This is a genomic window from Micromonospora sp. NBC_01740 (genome assembly GCF_035920365.1).
Lineage (GTDB): Bacteria > Actinomycetota > Actinomycetes > Mycobacteriales > Micromonosporaceae > Micromonospora > Micromonospora reichwaldensis.
The window spans coordinates 766,961-781,496 of the sequence record NZ_CP109150.1; the positions used below are offsets into that span (position 1 = coordinate 766,961).

The 14,536-nt window shown below is 72.4% G+C and carries 14 protein-coding genes; 8 read left to right on the forward strand and 6 right to left on the reverse strand.

Going from position 1 to position 14,536, the window contains the following annotated elements:
• Positions 1-7 precede the first annotated feature (7 nt).
• The 4 genes from OG989_RS03530 to OG989_RS03545 form a co-directional block, all read right to left on the reverse strand.
• Positions 8-1,270: a sensor histidine kinase gene (locus tag OG989_RS03530; protein ID WP_151457177.1), complete on the reverse strand. Its 1,263-nt coding sequence runs from the start codon at positions 1,268-1,270 to the stop codon at positions 8-10.
• A 93-nt stretch (positions 1,271-1,363) separates the two neighbouring features.
• Positions 1,364-1,618 (reverse strand): Smr/MutS family protein, encoded by a 255-nt coding sequence (locus OG989_RS03535; RefSeq protein ID WP_007465523.1) that lies wholly within the window; start codon positions 1,616-1,618, stop codon positions 1,364-1,366.
• A gap of 213 nt (positions 1,619-1,831) precedes the next feature.
• Positions 1,832-2,200 (reverse strand): tetratricopeptide repeat protein, encoded by a 369-nt coding sequence (locus OG989_RS03540; protein WP_327029645.1) that lies wholly within the window; start codon positions 2,198-2,200, stop codon positions 1,832-1,834.
• 96 nt (positions 2,201-2,296) lie between these two features.
• Positions 2,297-3,067 (reverse strand): ROK family protein, encoded by a 771-nt coding sequence (locus tag OG989_RS03545; RefSeq protein WP_132230825.1) that lies wholly within the window; start codon positions 3,065-3,067, stop codon positions 2,297-2,299.
• A gap of 75 nt (positions 3,068-3,142) precedes the next feature.
• Between OG989_RS03545 and OG989_RS03550 the strand changes: the two genes are divergently transcribed.
• The 3 genes from OG989_RS03550 to OG989_RS03560 all read left to right on the forward strand — a co-directional run bounded on the left by OG989_RS03550 (position 3,143) and on the right by OG989_RS03560 (position 5,932).
• On the forward strand, positions 3,143-4,780 hold the full coding sequence (locus tag OG989_RS03550; protein WP_327029646.1) for an ABC-F family ATP-binding cassette domain-containing protein: 1,638 nt from the start codon (positions 3,143-3,145) through the stop codon (positions 4,778-4,780).
• Positions 4,781-4,818: 38 nt separating this feature from the next.
• A complete protein-coding gene (locus OG989_RS03555) occupies positions 4,819-5,136 on the forward strand; it encodes a hypothetical protein (RefSeq protein ID WP_151457752.1) in 318 nt (105 codons plus the stop codon).
• A gap of 70 nt (positions 5,137-5,206) precedes the next feature.
• Positions 5,207-5,932 (forward strand): methyltransferase domain-containing protein, encoded by a 726-nt coding sequence (locus OG989_RS03560; RefSeq protein ID WP_327029647.1) that lies wholly within the window; start codon positions 5,207-5,209, stop codon positions 5,930-5,932.
• A 27-nt stretch (positions 5,933-5,959) separates the two neighbouring features.
• Here the strand turns inward: OG989_RS03560 and OG989_RS03565 are convergent, their stop codons facing one another.
• Positions 5,960-6,967 (reverse strand): LacI family DNA-binding transcriptional regulator, encoded by a 1,008-nt coding sequence (locus OG989_RS03565; protein WP_327031102.1) that lies wholly within the window; start codon positions 6,965-6,967, stop codon positions 5,960-5,962.
• 136 nt (positions 6,968-7,103) lie between these two features.
• Between OG989_RS03565 and arfA the strand changes: the two genes are divergently transcribed.
• From arfA to OG989_RS03590, 5 genes are read left to right on the forward strand one after another with little or no spacing between them, the layout of a single operon-like run.
• Positions 7,104-8,618 carry an arabinosylfuranosidase ArfA gene (gene arfA, locus OG989_RS03570; RefSeq protein WP_327029648.1) on the forward strand — a complete coding sequence of 505 codons (1,515 nt, stop codon included), beginning with the start codon at positions 7,104-7,106 and terminating at the stop codon, positions 8,616-8,618.
• A 57-nt stretch (positions 8,619-8,675) separates the two neighbouring features.
• The gene (locus OG989_RS03575; protein ID WP_327029649.1) at positions 8,676-10,004 is read left to right on the forward strand and encodes an ABC transporter substrate-binding protein; all 1,329 of its coding nucleotides are present in this window, start codon (positions 8,676-8,678) and stop codon (positions 10,002-10,004) included.
• A 6-nt stretch (positions 10,005-10,010) separates the two neighbouring features.
• A complete protein-coding gene (locus tag OG989_RS03580; protein ID WP_151454947.1) occupies positions 10,011-10,976 on the forward strand; it encodes a carbohydrate ABC transporter permease in 966 nt (321 codons plus the stop codon).
• Between the two features lie 10 nt (positions 10,977-10,986).
• Positions 10,987-11,877 (forward strand): carbohydrate ABC transporter permease, encoded by an 891-nt coding sequence (locus OG989_RS03585; protein WP_327029650.1) that lies wholly within the window; start codon positions 10,987-10,989, stop codon positions 11,875-11,877.
• A complete protein-coding gene (locus tag OG989_RS03590; protein WP_327029651.1) occupies positions 11,874-12,890 on the forward strand; it encodes a glycoside hydrolase family 43 protein in 1,017 nt (338 codons plus the stop codon). Before OG989_RS03585 ends, OG989_RS03590 begins: the two co-directional genes overlap by 4 nt.
• Positions 12,891-13,016: 126 nt before the next feature.
• On the opposite strand, the gene OG989_RS03595 is transcribed toward OG989_RS03590, so the two are convergent.
• A complete protein-coding gene (locus OG989_RS03595; RefSeq protein WP_225852230.1) occupies positions 13,017-14,519 on the reverse strand; it encodes an amino acid permease in 1,503 nt (500 codons plus the stop codon).
• Positions 14,520-14,536 lie beyond the last annotated feature (17 nt).

A 14,536-nucleotide genomic window follows, 5' to 3' on the forward strand; every position in this document is an offset into this window, starting at 1 on the left:
GCCCGGGTCATGACGCCGCGAGTGGCATGACGGCGCGTACCGCCGTGCCACGCCCCCGGGTGCTCGACACCCGCAAGGTCCCGCCGCACGACTCGACGCGCTCCCGCAGGCCGTGCAGCCCGCCACCCGGCACCGCGAGCGCGCCGCCGATCCCGTCGTCGTGGACGGTAACCTCGACCCGGCCGCCGCTGGTGGCGAGCGTGACGGACACCCGGCCCGCCCGGGCGTGTTTCTGGCTGTTCGTGACCGCCTCCATGGTGACGAAGTAGGCGGCGACCGCGACCGGTTCGGGCAACGTGAGGTGGCTGACCCGGTCGTCGACCAGGACGGGGACCGCGGCGCGCTCGGCGATGGCAGCCACCGCCCCGGAGAGGCCGTGGCACACCAGGGCCGCCGGGTTCATGCCCCGGACGAGGTCGCGCAGATCGGCGATCGCCTGCTCGACCTCCGCCGCGCCGCGCGCGACCAGGGCGGGATCGTCCTGCCGCAGCATCATTGCGGCGGCGAGCAGCCGCTGTTGCACTCCGTCGTGCACGTCACGCTCCACCCTGCGGCGCTCCCGGTCGCGAGCCCGGAGCAGGTGGCGGCGCTCGGCGCGGTGCATGCTGAGCGCGGCCCCGACCGGGATCAGCGCCGCACCGAGGGCGTAGAGCGTGGTCGGCCAGTGCCCGGAGCCGTAGGCGACAGTGCTCAGCATCGCCGTGCACAGGCCGTTCACTGCCAACGCGGCCCAGAACGGGGCGTACACATGCCGTTCGGCGCGGTCGGCCCGGCGGTACCGCACGATGAACAGCCCGGCGAGAAACACGCCGACCAGCGGATAGGACCACGCCCGCAGGTGCAGCAGATGACCGGTGCTCAGTGTCCCGGCCACCATGGCCCCGGCGACGAGCACCGGCCAGTACGCGTAGCCGGCCGCGGCGACGAGCCGCTCCCACCGCCCCCGCAGTCGGCCCGACGACACGATGAGACCGGCGTGCAGGTGCATCGGGTCGTGCACGATGCTCAGCATCATGCCGGCGGTGAACAGGGCGGGCAGGGTGACGCGACCCCAGGCGTCCAGCAGCCACACCAGGCCACAGACCACCAGCAACGGCCCGATGCGGTTGGCGGGACGCTCCCGCCACAGCCGCAGTCCCACCTCGACGTGCAGGACCCCGGTGACGGCGAGACAGGCCAGCTCCCAGGGATCCGTCCAGTACAGCGCCAGCAGCGGTCCGCACAGCAGCGTCGCGGTCGCGACGCGGAGCGGCCACCGTAGAAGTTCCATGATCAGGATGGTGCCGCGTGGTCGCAAGCATCGGTGTACGTCCGTCGGCAGCCCGACTTTCCGCCCACGGGTGGGTCGGGGAAGCGGAAGCTCCTACTTCCAGCGGAAGTGGACGAAGAGGCGGCCGAAGTTCTTCGAGTCCTTCTCGACCCGGTGGTAGAGCTGCTTGACGTCCTTCTGGTCGAGGAAGCGCAGCACCCGCTTCTTGAGCTGGCCGGAGCCCTTGCCGGGGATGATCTCGACGAGGGTGGCCTTCTTCGCCACCGCCTCGTCCATGATCCCGCGCAGGGCCCGGTCGATGTCCTGGCCCTTGTTGAAGATCTCGTGCAGGTCCAGCTTCAGCTTCACCGCACACCCGCCGCCAGCTCACGTCCCATGACGCCGATGGTAGGCCGCCCGAGGCCGCCGGCGCACCGACCGGTGATCAGGACGCCATGTACGTCATCCGACGACTCTGACGTCCATGGCGTCCTGATCACCATCGGCGCTCGGCGTTACGCGTCCCCGTGACGAGCGCGAGGGCGGGGCAGCTCCACCGAGCTGCCCCGCCCTCGTCCGCCGTCAGCGGGTGCCCTCGACCCGGGTCTGCACCCGGTCCAGGGCGGTGCGGTAGTCGTCGTTGCCGCTGTGCATGGCCGCCGCGATACGCAGGTGCCGCAGCGCGTCGGCGTGCCGGTTGAGCCGCTCCAGCGTGCGGCCCAGCACGTGGTGGGCGTAGTGGTCGGCGGGGTCCCGGTCGATCAGCTCCCGCAGCTGCGCCTCGGCCCGGTTGAGCTGGGCCGAGTGGAAGTACGCGCGGGCGAGCAGCTGGCGTACCGAGGCGTTGCCGGGCTCGGCCTCGACGATCGGCTCGAGCAGCCGGGCAGCCCCGGTCGGGTCACCGGCCTCGAAGAACATGGTCGCCCGCCGGTACTCGGCCAGAAGGTCCATCCGACCCACCCCCTCGTGTCGCGCCACTGTCCCGACGCTGGCACAACATCAGCCGTACCGCGACTGTTCCCGGGGCGGGAACCGCGCGGGCCGGGGTCAGGTGGGGGCGCCGTGCCGGCCGGCGGCCAGCTCCCAGGCGCGTACGCCGCCGACGATGCCGGCGGTGTTGGGCACCACCACCACGTCGTCGCCCATCCGCACGAGCTGCTCGGGGCGGATCAGCCGGGAGTTGCCGCCGCCCAGGTAGAGCCGGTCCCAGCGGAACACCGGGCGCAGCCCGTCCACGACCTGGCGGATGCGGCGGGACCAGAACGCGTCCCCGAGCCGGCGCCGCTCCGGCTCCCCCACGTACGTGTCGTAGGTGGTGTTCCAGCGCACCGGGGCGTGGGACAGCTCCAGGTGCGGGGCGAGCACCCCGCCGTCGAAGAGCGCGCTGCCCAGCCCGGTGCCGAGGGTCAGCACCAGCTCGCAGCCGGTCCCGGCGACCACGCCGGCGCCGTGCACCTCGGCGTCGTTGAGCACCAGCGCGGGCACGCCGAACGCCTCGGCGAGCGCGGTCCGCGCGTCGTACCCGGACCACTGGGCGACCAGGCCCGGGTCGACCTTCGACCGGGGGCCGGAGCGGGTCACGTAGTGCGGGGTGGCGACCACCACCCCGTGCCGGATCATGCCCGGCAGGCCGACGGTGAGCCGGTCCGCCGTGGGCAGCCGGCCGGCGAGGTCCAGCAGCGTCTTCACGAAGAGCGCCGGCGGCAGGGGGTACGGCGTGGGCACCCGCAGCGGCCGGGCGCGCATCGTGCCCGCCTCGTCCAGCACGGATGCCTTGATCCCGCCGCCGCCACAGTCGATCGCCAGAGTGGTCACCACCCGAGCAGTGTGCCGCGCGCGTGCCGGGGCGTGGAGCAAGGGTGGGTGACCGGGGCGGGATAGGGTCGGGCACTGATGAGCGCGACGATGATCGTCAAGGGGCTGGCCGCGGGGCACGGGGACCGGGCACTGTTCGCCGGGCTGGACCTGGTGGTCGCACCGGGGGACGTGGTGGGGCTGGTCGGGCCGAACGGGGCCGGCAAGTCGACGCTGCTGCGTACCCTCGCCGGACTGCTGCCGGTGGAGGCCGGCAGCGTGACGCTCAGCCCGCCCACGGCGAGCGTCGGGCACCTGCCGCAGGAGCCCGAGCGGCGGCCCGGCGAGACCGTGCGGGACTTCCTGGCCCGGCGCACCGGCGTCACCGCCGCGCAGGCCGCGTTGGACGCGGCGACGGCCGCGCTCACCGACGGCGCGCCCGGCGCCGACGACGCCTACGCCGAGTCCCTGGAGCGCTGGCTCGCCCTCGGCGGGGCCGACCTGGAGGAACGGGCCGAGCAGGTGGCCGCCGAGCTGGGGCTCACAGTCGACCTGGAGCACCCGATGACCGGCCTCTCCGGCGGCCAGGCGGCCCGGGCCGGGCTGGCCTCGCTGCTGCTCAGCCGCTACGACGTGTTCCTGCTCGACGAGCCGACCAACGACCTGGACCTGGCCGGCCTGGAGCGGCTGGAGGAGTTCGTCACCGGGCTGCGCGCCGGCACGGTGCTGGTCAGCCACGACCGGGAGTTCCTCGCCCGCACGGTCACCCGCGTGCTGGAACTGGACCTGCACCAGCAGCAGGTCCGGCACTACGGCGGCGGCTACGCGGGCTACCTGGAGGAGCGCGAGGTCGCCCGCCGGCACGCGCGGGAGGACTACGAGGAGTACGCCGACACCCGGGCCGGCCTGGAGGCGCGCGCCCGCACCCAGCGGGCCTGGATGGAGAAGGGCGTGAAGAACGCCCGCCGCAAGGCCACCGACAACGACAAGATCGGCCGCAAGTTCCGCGCCGAGTCGACCGAGAAGCAGGCGGCCAAGGCCAAGCAGACCGAGCGCCTGATCGAGCGGCTGGAGGTGGTCGAGGAGCCGCGCAAGGAGTGGGAGCTGCGGATGGAGATCGCCGCCGCGCCCCGCGCCGGCGCCGTCGTGGCCTCGCTGCGCGACGCCGTCGTACGCCGGGGCGACTTCACCCTCGGCCCGGTGACCCTCCAGATCGACTGGGCCGACAAGGTGGCGGTGACCGGGGCGAACGGCTCCGGCAAGTCCACCCTGCTCGCCGCCCTGCTGGGCCGGCTCCCCCTCGACTCCGGGCACGCCGCGCTCGGCCCGGGCGTGGTGGTCGGCGAGGTGGACCAGGCCCGGGGGCTGTTCCTCGGCGACGTGCCGCTGATCGACGCGTTCGGCGCCGCCGTACCGCACCTGTCGCCGGCGGACGCGCGGACGCTGCTGGCCAAGTTCGGCCTGCGCGCGGGGCACGTGCTGCGGCCGGCGGCGACCCTGTCGCCGGGCGAGCGGACCCGGGCGGCGCTGGCGCTGCTCCAGGGGCGCGGGGTGAACCTGCTGGTGCTGGACGAACCGACGAACCACCTGGACCTGCCCGCCATCGAGCAGTTGGAGTCGGCGCTGGCCAGCTACCCGGGCACGCTGCTGCTGGTCACCCACGACCGGCGGATGCTCGACGCCGTGACCACGAACCGGCGGCTGCGGGTGGCCGCCGGGCGGATCGCCGAGGATTGATCCGTGCCGACCCGCTCGCGGCGGGTGAGAATGACCTCATGCTCAAGTGGGAGTACGCGCTGCTGGTCCGCCGCCGCCAGGCGGCTACCACCGACATCGGCTGGGAGATCGTCTTCGTCTGGTACGGCCCCGACGGCTCCATGGTCGACGTGACGCCCTACGGCGACACCGCGCTGGCCCATCTGAACCGGGCCGGTGACCAGGGCTGGGAGCTGGTCTCGATGAGCGAGGACCCGTCCATGCCCGGCAACAGCGAGCTGCACCGCTACCACCTCAAGCGGCCCAAGGCGGCCGCCCCGCCGCCCCGGCAGCGGATGCGCGGCGGCGGACGCCCCCGGCGGACCATCGGCGGCTGACCGCCCTGCTCGGGGCGTCCGGGGCATAACGGGCGGGGATCCGGGTATCGGCCGGCGGGAGGTGGCCCGGATGGTCGCGCTGGCACAGAACCCGCCCTCGGCCGAGCGGCTGCGGGCGGTCGACGGATTCCTCACCGAGGCCTGGGTCGACCAGGCCCGGCACGACGACCGGCTGCGCGACCTCGCGGTCGAGGTGCGCTTCGACCGGGGGGTGGCCCACCTGAGCGGCGAGGTCGCCGGGCAGGACGAGCTGCGCCTGGTCCGGGACCGGGTCGGCCGGCTCGCCGGGGTGCTCGGCGTCTGGTGCCGGGTACGCGTCGGCGGGCGCGACCCGGTGGTGGTCGACCTGGGCTGTGGCGCCACGAAGCAGTGGCCGGGCAATCTGGGGCTGGACATCTTCCCGGCCCCGGGGGTGGACGCGGTGGCGGACCTCTCCGGCTCGCTGCCGCTGGCCGACGACTCGGTGGACGTCTTCTTCGCGGTGCACATCCTGGAGCACCTGATCGACTTCCTGCCGCTGGTCGACGAGTGCCACCGGGCGCTCCGGCCGGGCGGCGTGCTGCACATCATGAGCCCGTGGTGGCGGCACGTGAACGCCGTCGCCGACCCGACCCACGTCCGGCTGCTCGACGTGCAGACGGTCAAGGGCGTCTGCCTCCAGCGCCCGCCGGGCACCCCGCGCTGGTATCCCCTGCACGTCGGCTGCGACGGCGCCTCGATCTTCGCCGACCTCACCCCGCTGCCCCCGGACGCGGACGGCCCCACCCCCGCCCACCTGGCCCGTTTCTTCGACTGACCGCCGCCCCTGGCCAGCCGGGGGGGGTCAGCGGCCGAGGGTGCTCTCGCGGGGGGCCAGGCGCCAGGGAGCCGAGAGTTCCCGGGGCGGGGCGGTGCGGTCGCCGTCGATCCGGCCGGCGAGCAGTTCCACCGCCAGCCGGGCGATGCGCTCCTTGTCCGGCGCGATGGTGCTCAGGGTGGGCACGGAGAAGCGGCCGTCCTCGATGTCGTCGAAACCGGCCACCGCCACGTCCTCGGGGACGCGCAGGCCCGCCTCGTGCAGGGCGCGCAGGACGCCCAGGGCGAGGGTGTCGTTGAAGCAGAAGACCGCATCGGGGCGTACGCCGGAGGTCAGCAGGCCGCGCATCGCGGCGGCGCCGTCCGCGCGGTGCCAGGCCGTCGCGGGCGCCACCAGCCGCTCGTCGTACGGGAGGCCGGCGTCGGCGAGCGCGGCGGTGTAGCCGGCGAGCCGCAGCCGTGCGCTGGCCCCCTCGGGGGTGCGCTGCGAGCCGATGGCGGCGATCCGGCGCCGGCCGAGACCGGCCAGGTGGGCGGTGATCTCCCGGGCGGCGCCCACGTTGTCGATCCCGACGTGGTCGGCGGGACCGTGGTCGACCCGCTCGCCGAGCAGCACCAGCGGGGTGCCGGCCAGCCCGGTGAGGTCCTCGGCGGTGAGCGCCAGCGGGCTGAAGATCAGCCCGTCGATCAGGTGCTCGGTGATGCCCGACGCGACCGCCCGCTCCTGCTCCCGACCGCCGCCGGTCTGGTCGATCAGCACCGTCCAGCCCAGCTCGGCCGCGGCCGTGACGACGTGCCGGGCCAGTTCGGCGAAGTAGGGGATGTCCAGTTCGGGGACCGCGAACGCGATGATCCCGGTGCGCCCCTTGCGGAGGTTGCGCGCGGAGAGGTTGGGCCGGTAGTTCAGCTCGGCGATGGCCTCCTCGACCCGGGCCCGGGTGTCGGGCCGGACGTGCACATAGCCGTTGACCACGTTGGAGACGGTCTTCACCGACACGCCGGCGCGCTCCGCCACGTCCTTCAGCCTGTGCCGCACCACGTCGCCCTCCCCCATGGGGCGCACTTTACCGCGTAGGGGCCTCTTTACAACGTTGCTTACAACGTTGTACAAACCAGGAGCACCAGGTGACCACGGTCACCCGGGACCGGCAACGAGGAAAGGTGGCACCCCCTTGCGGACCGCGCAGCTCACCATCGACCCGGCCTTCGCCGTCGGACCGGCCGACCGGCGGCTCTTCGGCTCGTTCGTCGAGCACATGGGTCGCTGCGTCTACGGCGGGGTCTACGAGCCCGGGCACCCCACCGCGGACCCGCGCGGCCTGCGCGGCGACGTGCTGGAGCTGACCCGGGAACTGGGCGTCTCCGTGGTCCGCTACCCGGGCGGCAACTTCGTCTCCGGCTACCGCTGGGAGGACGGCGTCGGCCCGGTCGGTGACCGCCCCCGCCGGCTCGACCTGGCCTGGAAGACCGTCGAGACCAACGCCTTCGGGCTCGACGAGTTCATGACCTGGGCCGCCGAGGCGGGCGTCGAGCCGATGATGGCCGTCAACCTCGGCACCCGGGGCGTGCAGGAGGCCTGCGACCTGCTGGAGTACACGAACCATCCGGGCGAGACCCAGCTGTCCGACCTGCGCCGCAAGCACGGCGCCGAGGAGCCGTACGGGGTGCGGCTCTGGTGCCTGGGCAACGAGCTGGACGGCCCGTGGCAGGTCGGCCACAAGACCGCCGACGAGTACGGCCGGCTCGCCGCCGAGACCGCCCGCGCCATGAAGATGATCGACCCGTCGATCAGCCTGGTGGCCTGCGGCAGCTCCAACCGGACGATGTCCACCTTCGCCTCCTGGGAGGCGACCGTGCTGGAGCACACCTACGAGCACGTCGACTACATCTCCGCGCACACCTACTACGACCCCTCCGACGGCGACCGGGCCAGCATCCTGGCGTCCGCCGTCGACATGGACAACTTCATCCGCGAGGTCGTCGCCACGGCCGACCACGTGGCCGCCAAGCAGCGGCACCGGCGGAAGCTGAAGATCTCCTTCGACGAGTGGAACGTGTGGTACCAGTCCCGTCTCCAGGCCGACCTGGACCGGCGCGGCTGGGTGGAGGCACCGGCGCTGATCGAGGACGACTTCACCGCCGTCGACGCGGTGGTGGTCGGCGACCTGCTGATCACCCTGCTCCGGCACGCCGACCGGGTCGGGGTGGCCTGCCAGGCCCAGCTCGCCAACGTGATCGCCCCGATCCGCACCCGCACCGGCGGCCCCGCCTGGCGGCAGAGCATCTTCCACCCGTTCGCGCTGACCGCCCGGCACGCCCGCGGCACCGTGCTGCGCACCGAGCCGGTCGGCCCGACCTACGAGACGAAGCGGTACGGCGAGGTCCCGGTGCTCGACACGGTCGCCGTTCACGACGAGGAGACCGGCGAGCTGACCGTGTTCGCGGTCAACCGGGGCTCGGACGACCTCCCCCTGGACATCGACCTGCGCGGGCTGCCGGGGCTGTCCGGTAGATCCCACTTGAGCCTCGCCGCCGGGGACGACCCGACGGCGACGAACACCGAGGCCGAGCCCGACCGGGTGACGCCCCGGCAGCTGCCCGACCCCACCACCGACGGCGGCCGGTGCTCCGTGCGCCTTCCGGCCGTCTCCTGGAACATGCTGCGCTTCTCCCCCACCGGCGGCTGACACCGCACCGGTCCTGAGCAGGCACACTTCATCCCGTCCCTCAAGGAGCGAAACCTCATGATGCAGAACGAAATGAGCCGGCGGCGCCTGCTCGGCCTCGGCCTCGGGCTCGGCGCCGCGGCCTCGTTGACCCTGGCCGGGTGCGGCGGCGACGACGACAGTTCGGGCCCGGCGGCCGGCAACGGCGGCAAGGACTACACCGGCCCGAAGGTGGACCTGAAGCTGTGGAACGGCTTCACCGGCGGCGACGGCGACATCTTCAAGGCGCTGGTGAACCAGTTCAACACCGAGCACCAGAACATCGCCGTCTCGATCGCCACGTACCAGTGGGAGGACTACTACAACAAGCTCCCCGGCGCGGCCTCCAGCGGCGCCGGCCCGGACATCGCGGTCATGCACATGGACCAGCTCGCCACCTTCGCCGCGCGCGGGGTGATCACCGAGCTGGACGACGTCGCCAAGACCCTGGAGCTGTCGGAGGGCGACTTCGCCCCCACCGTCTGGAAGGGCGGGCTCTACAACTCCAAGCGGTACGGCATCCCGCTGGACATGCACCCCCTCGGCTTCTACTACAACAAGGGGGTCATGCAGAAGGCCGGCCTGGACCCGAACAAGCCGCCGACGACGAAGGACGAGTACACCGCCGCGCTGACCGAGCTGAAGAAGTCCGGGGTGCAGGGCTTCTGGGTCAGCCCGTTCCAGTTCACCGGCGGCATGACCTTCTACTCACTGCTGCACCAGTGGGGCGGCAGCGTCTTCGACGCCGAGGCCACCAAGGCCACCTTCAACTCCGACCAGGCCGTCGAGGCGTGCACCTGGCTGACCGACCTGATCAAGCAGGGCCACTCCCCGGCCAACGTCGGCCAGGACGCCGACTACCTGGCCTTCAAGAGCGGCAAGAACGCGTTCAACTGGAACGGCATCTGGCAGATCAACGACCTCAAGAAGAGCCCCGACATCCAGTGGGGCGTCGCGCCCCTGCCGCAGATCGGCACGCAGCCGGCCGCCTGGGCCAACTCGCACAACTTCACGATCGTCAAGCAGCGGGCCAACGACGCCAACAAGGTCTCCGCGGCGAAGGTCTTCATCAACTGGCTCAGCCAGCACTCCCTGGACTGGGCCAAGGGCGGCCAGGTCCCGGCCCGCAAGGCCGTGCGGGACAGCGCCGACTTCAAGGCGCTGGCCGAGGTCAACGCGCTCGCCCCCGAGCTGGAGTACGCGGCCTTCCCGCCGGCGGCCCCGGGCCTCGGTGAGGTCATGACGACCTTCTACAACTCGTTCAACGAGGCGGCGCTGGGCAAGAAGTCGCCGAAGCAGGCGCTGGACGACGGGGTGACCAAGGCGAACAAGCAGCTGGAGGACAACCGCAAGAAGTACGGGAGCTGAGTCCCCGTGGCGGACGTGATCGAGGCGGGGGCGGCGCGTGCTGACGCGCCGCCCCCTGCGGCCGACGCCCCCCGTGGCGGCGCCCGGGCGGGCCGGGCCGGGCGGGCGACGCCGTACCTCTTCCTCGCCCCGTACCTGCTCCTGTTCGGGGTCTTCGGGCTGCTGCCGATCCTGCTCGGTCTCTGGCTCTCCGTGCACCAGTGGGACTTCCAGCTGCCCAACCGGCCCTTCGTCGGGCTGGACAACTACAAGGAGCTGTTTTCCAGCGACTCGGCCGTCTACGGCGACTGGTGGCAGAGCGTCCGGGCGACGGCGATCTTCACGGTCTTCGCGGTGCCGCTGCTGGTGGTCGTCCCGCTCGGGCTGGCGCTGCTGCTGAACCGCTCGTTCCCCGGCCGGACCTTCTTCCGGGCGATCTACTTCGCGCCGTACGTGCTGGGCGTGGCGGTGATCGGCCTGCTCTGGCGGTTCCTGCTCGACGCCAACCTGGGCCTGGTCAACCGGATCGCCGGGATGGTCGGGCTGCCGGCCGACACCCCGTGGGTGACGGCCGTGCCGTGGGCCTGGGTCTCGCTGGTCGGGGTGACCGTGTGGTGGACCTCCGGCTTCAACGCGGTGATCTACCTGGCCGGGCTCCAGGACATCCCGCAGGAGCTGTACGAGGCGGCGAAGGTGGACGGCGCGAGCGCCTGGGAACGGTTCCGGCACGTCACGCTCCCCGGGCTGCGTCCGGTGCTGCTCTTCGTGATCACCACGACCGTGCTCGCCTCGGCGAACGTGTTCGGCCAGTCGTTCCTGATCACCCAGGGCGCGCCGGGCACGGAGACCCGCACGGTGGTCTGGTTCATCGTCGAGGAGGGGCTGCGGGACAACGACGCCGGCCGTGCCGCCGCGATGAGCATCGTGTTCGCGCTGATGCTGGCGGTCGTGAGCATCGCCAACTTCCGCCTCTTCCGCTACCGGGAAGACTGAGGGGACCGCCATGACGACGCCCACACGCGCCCCCGCGCCGGCCCCCGCCGACGCCCCGGCGACCGGCCGCGCCCCGGGGGGCGCGCTGCGCCGGACCGCGCTCTACGCCACCCTGGTCGCGCTCGCCCTGGTCTTCCTGCTGCCGCTGCTGTGGATGGTCATCACCTCGCTGAAGACCTACACCGGGGCCCAGCAGATCCCGCCGACCTGGCTGCCGGACCCGATCTCCGGGTACGGCTACGAGCAGATCCTGAACAACTCGGCCAACCCCGTGCTGCGCTGGTTCGCCAACAGCATGCTGGCCGCCACCGCGCACGCGCTGCTGGTGGTGGCGACGGCCTCGATGGCCGCGTACGCCCTGGCCCGGATGCGGTTCCGCGGTCGCGGGGTGCTCTTCGCGCTGATCGTCGGGACGCTGTTCATCCCGCCGACCTCGTTGATCATCCCGAACTTCCTGATCGTCGACGAGCTGAACTGGATCGACACCCTGAGCGTGGTGATCGTCCCCGGGGCGGCGAGCGCGTTCGGGGTGTTCTTCCTGCGGCAGTTCTTCCTCTCCCTGCCCCGGGAGCTGGAGGAGGCCGCGGTGCTGGACGGGGCCAACCAGTGGCAGATCTTCTGGAAGGTGGTGCTGCCGCTGTCCAGGCCGGCGCTGGCCACGCTGGTGGTGCTGTCGTTCCTCACCAACTGGAACGACTTCCTCTGGCCGATCTTCGTGCTGTTCAGCCCGGAGACGCTCACCCTGCCGCCGGGCCTGGGCCTGCTCCAGGGCTCCTACGTCACCGACTATCCGGTGATCATGGCGGGGGCGGTGCTGGCCAGCGTGCCGGTGCTGATCCTCTTCGTGCTCGCCCAGCGGCACATCATCCAGGGCGTCTCCCGCAGCGGGCTGAAGGGATGACGGTCGGGACGACCCGGCGGCGCGGCGCGGCGGCGGTGCTCGCCGCCGCGCTGCTCGTCGCCGGGTGCGGTGGTGGAGAAGAACCTTCGAGCACGGGAGACGACGCGCGCATGTTCACCAACCCGGTCGTACGCACCGACGCGCCCGACCCGCAGGCGATCCGGGTGGGCGACACCTGGTACCTGTTCCACACGAACGCCGGTGGCCGCAACGTCCCGGTGCTCACCTCCCCGGACCTGGTCGACTGGACCCCGGCCGGGGACGCGCTGCCGGAACTGCCGGCGTGGGCGGACGCCGGGAAGACCTGGGCGCCCGAGGCGATCGAGCTGGCCCCGGACCGGTTCGCGCTCTACTACACCGTCGCCGGGCGCGAGTCGGGGCGGCAGTGCGTCGGGCGGGCCGTGGCGAGCGCGCCGCAGGGGCCGTACCGGGACGACTCGGCCGGTCCGCTGATCTGCCAGGCGGAGCTGGGCGGGGCCATCGACGCCAGCCCGTTCCGGGACGCCGACGGCAGCCTCTGGCTGCTGTGGAAGAACGACGGCAACGCCATCGGGGTGGACACCTGGATCTGGTCGCAGCGCCTCTCCGACGACGGGCTGCGCCTGGTCGGCGAGCCGACGAAGTTGCTGAAGCAGACCGAGCCGTGGGAGGGCACCCTGATCGAGGGCCCGTTCCTGCACCGCCACGACGGCAGGCTGTTCCTGTTCTTCGCCGCGAACGCCTACGACCGGGCCGAATACGCGGAGGGCTACGCGATCTGCGAGTCGCCCGCCGGGCCCTGCGTGAAGGCCCCGGAGAACCCGATCCTGAAGACCAACGAGGTCGCCTCCGGGCCGGGGCACGCCTCGATGGTGGTCGAGGACGGGCGCACCTGGCTGCTCTACCACGCCTGGCTACCGGGCCAGGAGGGCACCGTCGACCCGGGCCGCCAGGTCTGGCTCGACGAGGTCGTCTGGAACGACGGCAAGCCCGTCGTCAAGGGCCCGACGGCGGGGCCGCAGCAGAAACCCTGAGCGCCAGGTCGCTGGCGGAGGGCGACCACCACAGGGTTTCCGGGGAGCCCGGCCCGCGCAGGGATCAAGCCTGACCGCCCGGAGCGGGCCGGGCTCCCCGGAAACCCCACCCCGCGACCAGCCGGATCAGACGGAAGCCGGTTCCCGGGAATCCGGGGACGAGGAACGCCGGGCGAGACGGTTGCGTCGGTAGCCGTAGCCGAAGTAGATCAGCACGCCGAGCAGCATCCACGCGGCGAACCGCAGCCAGGTCTCCACCGACAGGTTCAGCATCAGGTAGAAGCAGGCCAGCGCCGAGAAGATCGGCAGCACCGGGGAGAACGGCACCCGGAACGGCCGGTCCAGGTCCGGGCGCTTGCGGCGCAGGACCGGCACCGCGATCGAGACGATCACGAACGCCGCGAGCGCGCCGATGCTGACCAGGTCGGCCAGGGCCGACAGCGGCAGGAAGCCGGCGAGCAGCGCGACCGCCACCGTCATGACGGCCGAGATCCGGTACGGGGTGCCCCAGCGCGGGTGCACCTTCGCGATCGACGGCGGGATCAGCCCGTCGCGGCTGATGGCGAAGCCGATCCGGCCCATGGCCACGAGGTCGACCAGGATCACGCTGGTCAGGCCGGCGACGGCGGCGATGGAGACGAGGATGCCGGCCCACTCGGCGCCGACCGCGTTGAAGGCCGCCGCGATCGGGGCGCCCCGGTCGATCTGGTCGTACGGCACCATGCCCACCACGACCAGCGAGACGCCGATGTACAGCACCGTGGAGATCAGCAGCGTGCCGAGCAGGCCGAGGGTGAGGTCCCGGCGGGGCCGCTTCGTCTCCTCGCCGAGGTTGGCGACCGCCTCGAAGCCGGTGTACGCGAAGAAGACCACCGCGGCGGCGCTGAGCACGCCCACGAAGCCGAACACCGAGGGCTCCAGGCCGAAGAGCGCCTGGGTGACGGGCTGCTTGATGCCGTCCTCGCTGCCGTCGGCGGGCTGCGCCGGCGGGATGAACGGGGTGAGGTTGGCGGCCTTCACGAAGAACAGGCCGGCGACCACGATGAAGACGCAGATGGCGACCTTGACCAGCACCAGCAGGTTGGTCACCCGGGCCGACTCGCGGATGCCGACGATCGCCACGACGCCGAGCAGCAGCACGATGCCGATCGCGCCGACGTTGACGACGCTGCCCTCCTCGCCGAACCAGGCGGTGGGCAGGCCGACGAGTTCGGCCAGGTAGCCGGACCAGCCGCGCGCCACCACCGCCGCGCCGAGGGCGAACTCCAGCAGCAGGTCCCAGCCGATGATCCAGGCGACGATCTCGCCCATGGTCGCGTACGCGTAGGTGTAGGCGCTGCCGGCGGTCGGCACGCTGGAGGCCAGTTCGGCGTAGCAGAGGGCGGCGAGCAGGGCGACCAGGCCGGCGATGCCGAACGAGATCACCACGCCAGGGCCCGCGCTGTCGCGGGCCTCGATGCCGGTGAGCGTGAAGATGCCGGTGCCGATCACGATGCCGATGCCGAAGCCGGTGAGGTCACGGGCGCCGAGCCGGCGCTTCAGGCCGGGCCCGCCGTTCTCGCCGTCGGCCTCGCTCTGCGCGATCACGTCCCCGATCGGTTTGGTACGCAGCACGGACACCGTGGTCACCTCCCACCGTCCGGACC

What these genes read in the sequence shown, in the direction of transcription:
- OG989_RS03530 (WP_151457177.1), bottom strand. Translation starts at nt 1,270, where the DNA reads ATGGAACTTCTACGGTGGCCGCTCCGCGTCGCGACCGCGACGCTGCTG.
- OG989_RS03540 (WP_327029645.1), bottom strand. Translation starts at nt 2,200, where the DNA reads ATGGACCTTCTGGCCGAGTACCGGCGGGCGACCATGTTCTTCGAGGCC.
- OG989_RS03550 (WP_327029646.1), top strand. Translation starts at nt 3,143, where the DNA reads ATGAGCGCGACGATGATCGTCAAGGGGCTGGCCGCGGGGCACGGGGAC.
- OG989_RS03555 (WP_151457752.1), top strand. Translation starts at nt 4,819, where the DNA reads ATGCTCAAGTGGGAGTACGCGCTGCTGGTCCGCCGCCGCCAGGCGGCT.
- OG989_RS03560 (WP_327029647.1), top strand. Translation starts at nt 5,207, where the DNA reads ATGGTCGCGCTGGCACAGAACCCGCCCTCGGCCGAGCGGCTGCGGGCG.
- OG989_RS03575 (WP_327029649.1), top strand. Translation starts at nt 8,676, where the DNA reads ATGATGCAGAACGAAATGAGCCGGCGGCGCCTGCTCGGCCTCGGCCTC.
- OG989_RS03585 (WP_327029650.1), top strand. Translation starts at nt 10,987, where the DNA reads ATGACGACGCCCACACGCGCCCCCGCGCCGGCCCCCGCCGACGCCCCG.
- OG989_RS03590 (WP_327029651.1), top strand. Translation starts at nt 11,874, where the DNA reads ATGACGGTCGGGACGACCCGGCGGCGCGGCGCGGCGGCGGTGCTCGCC.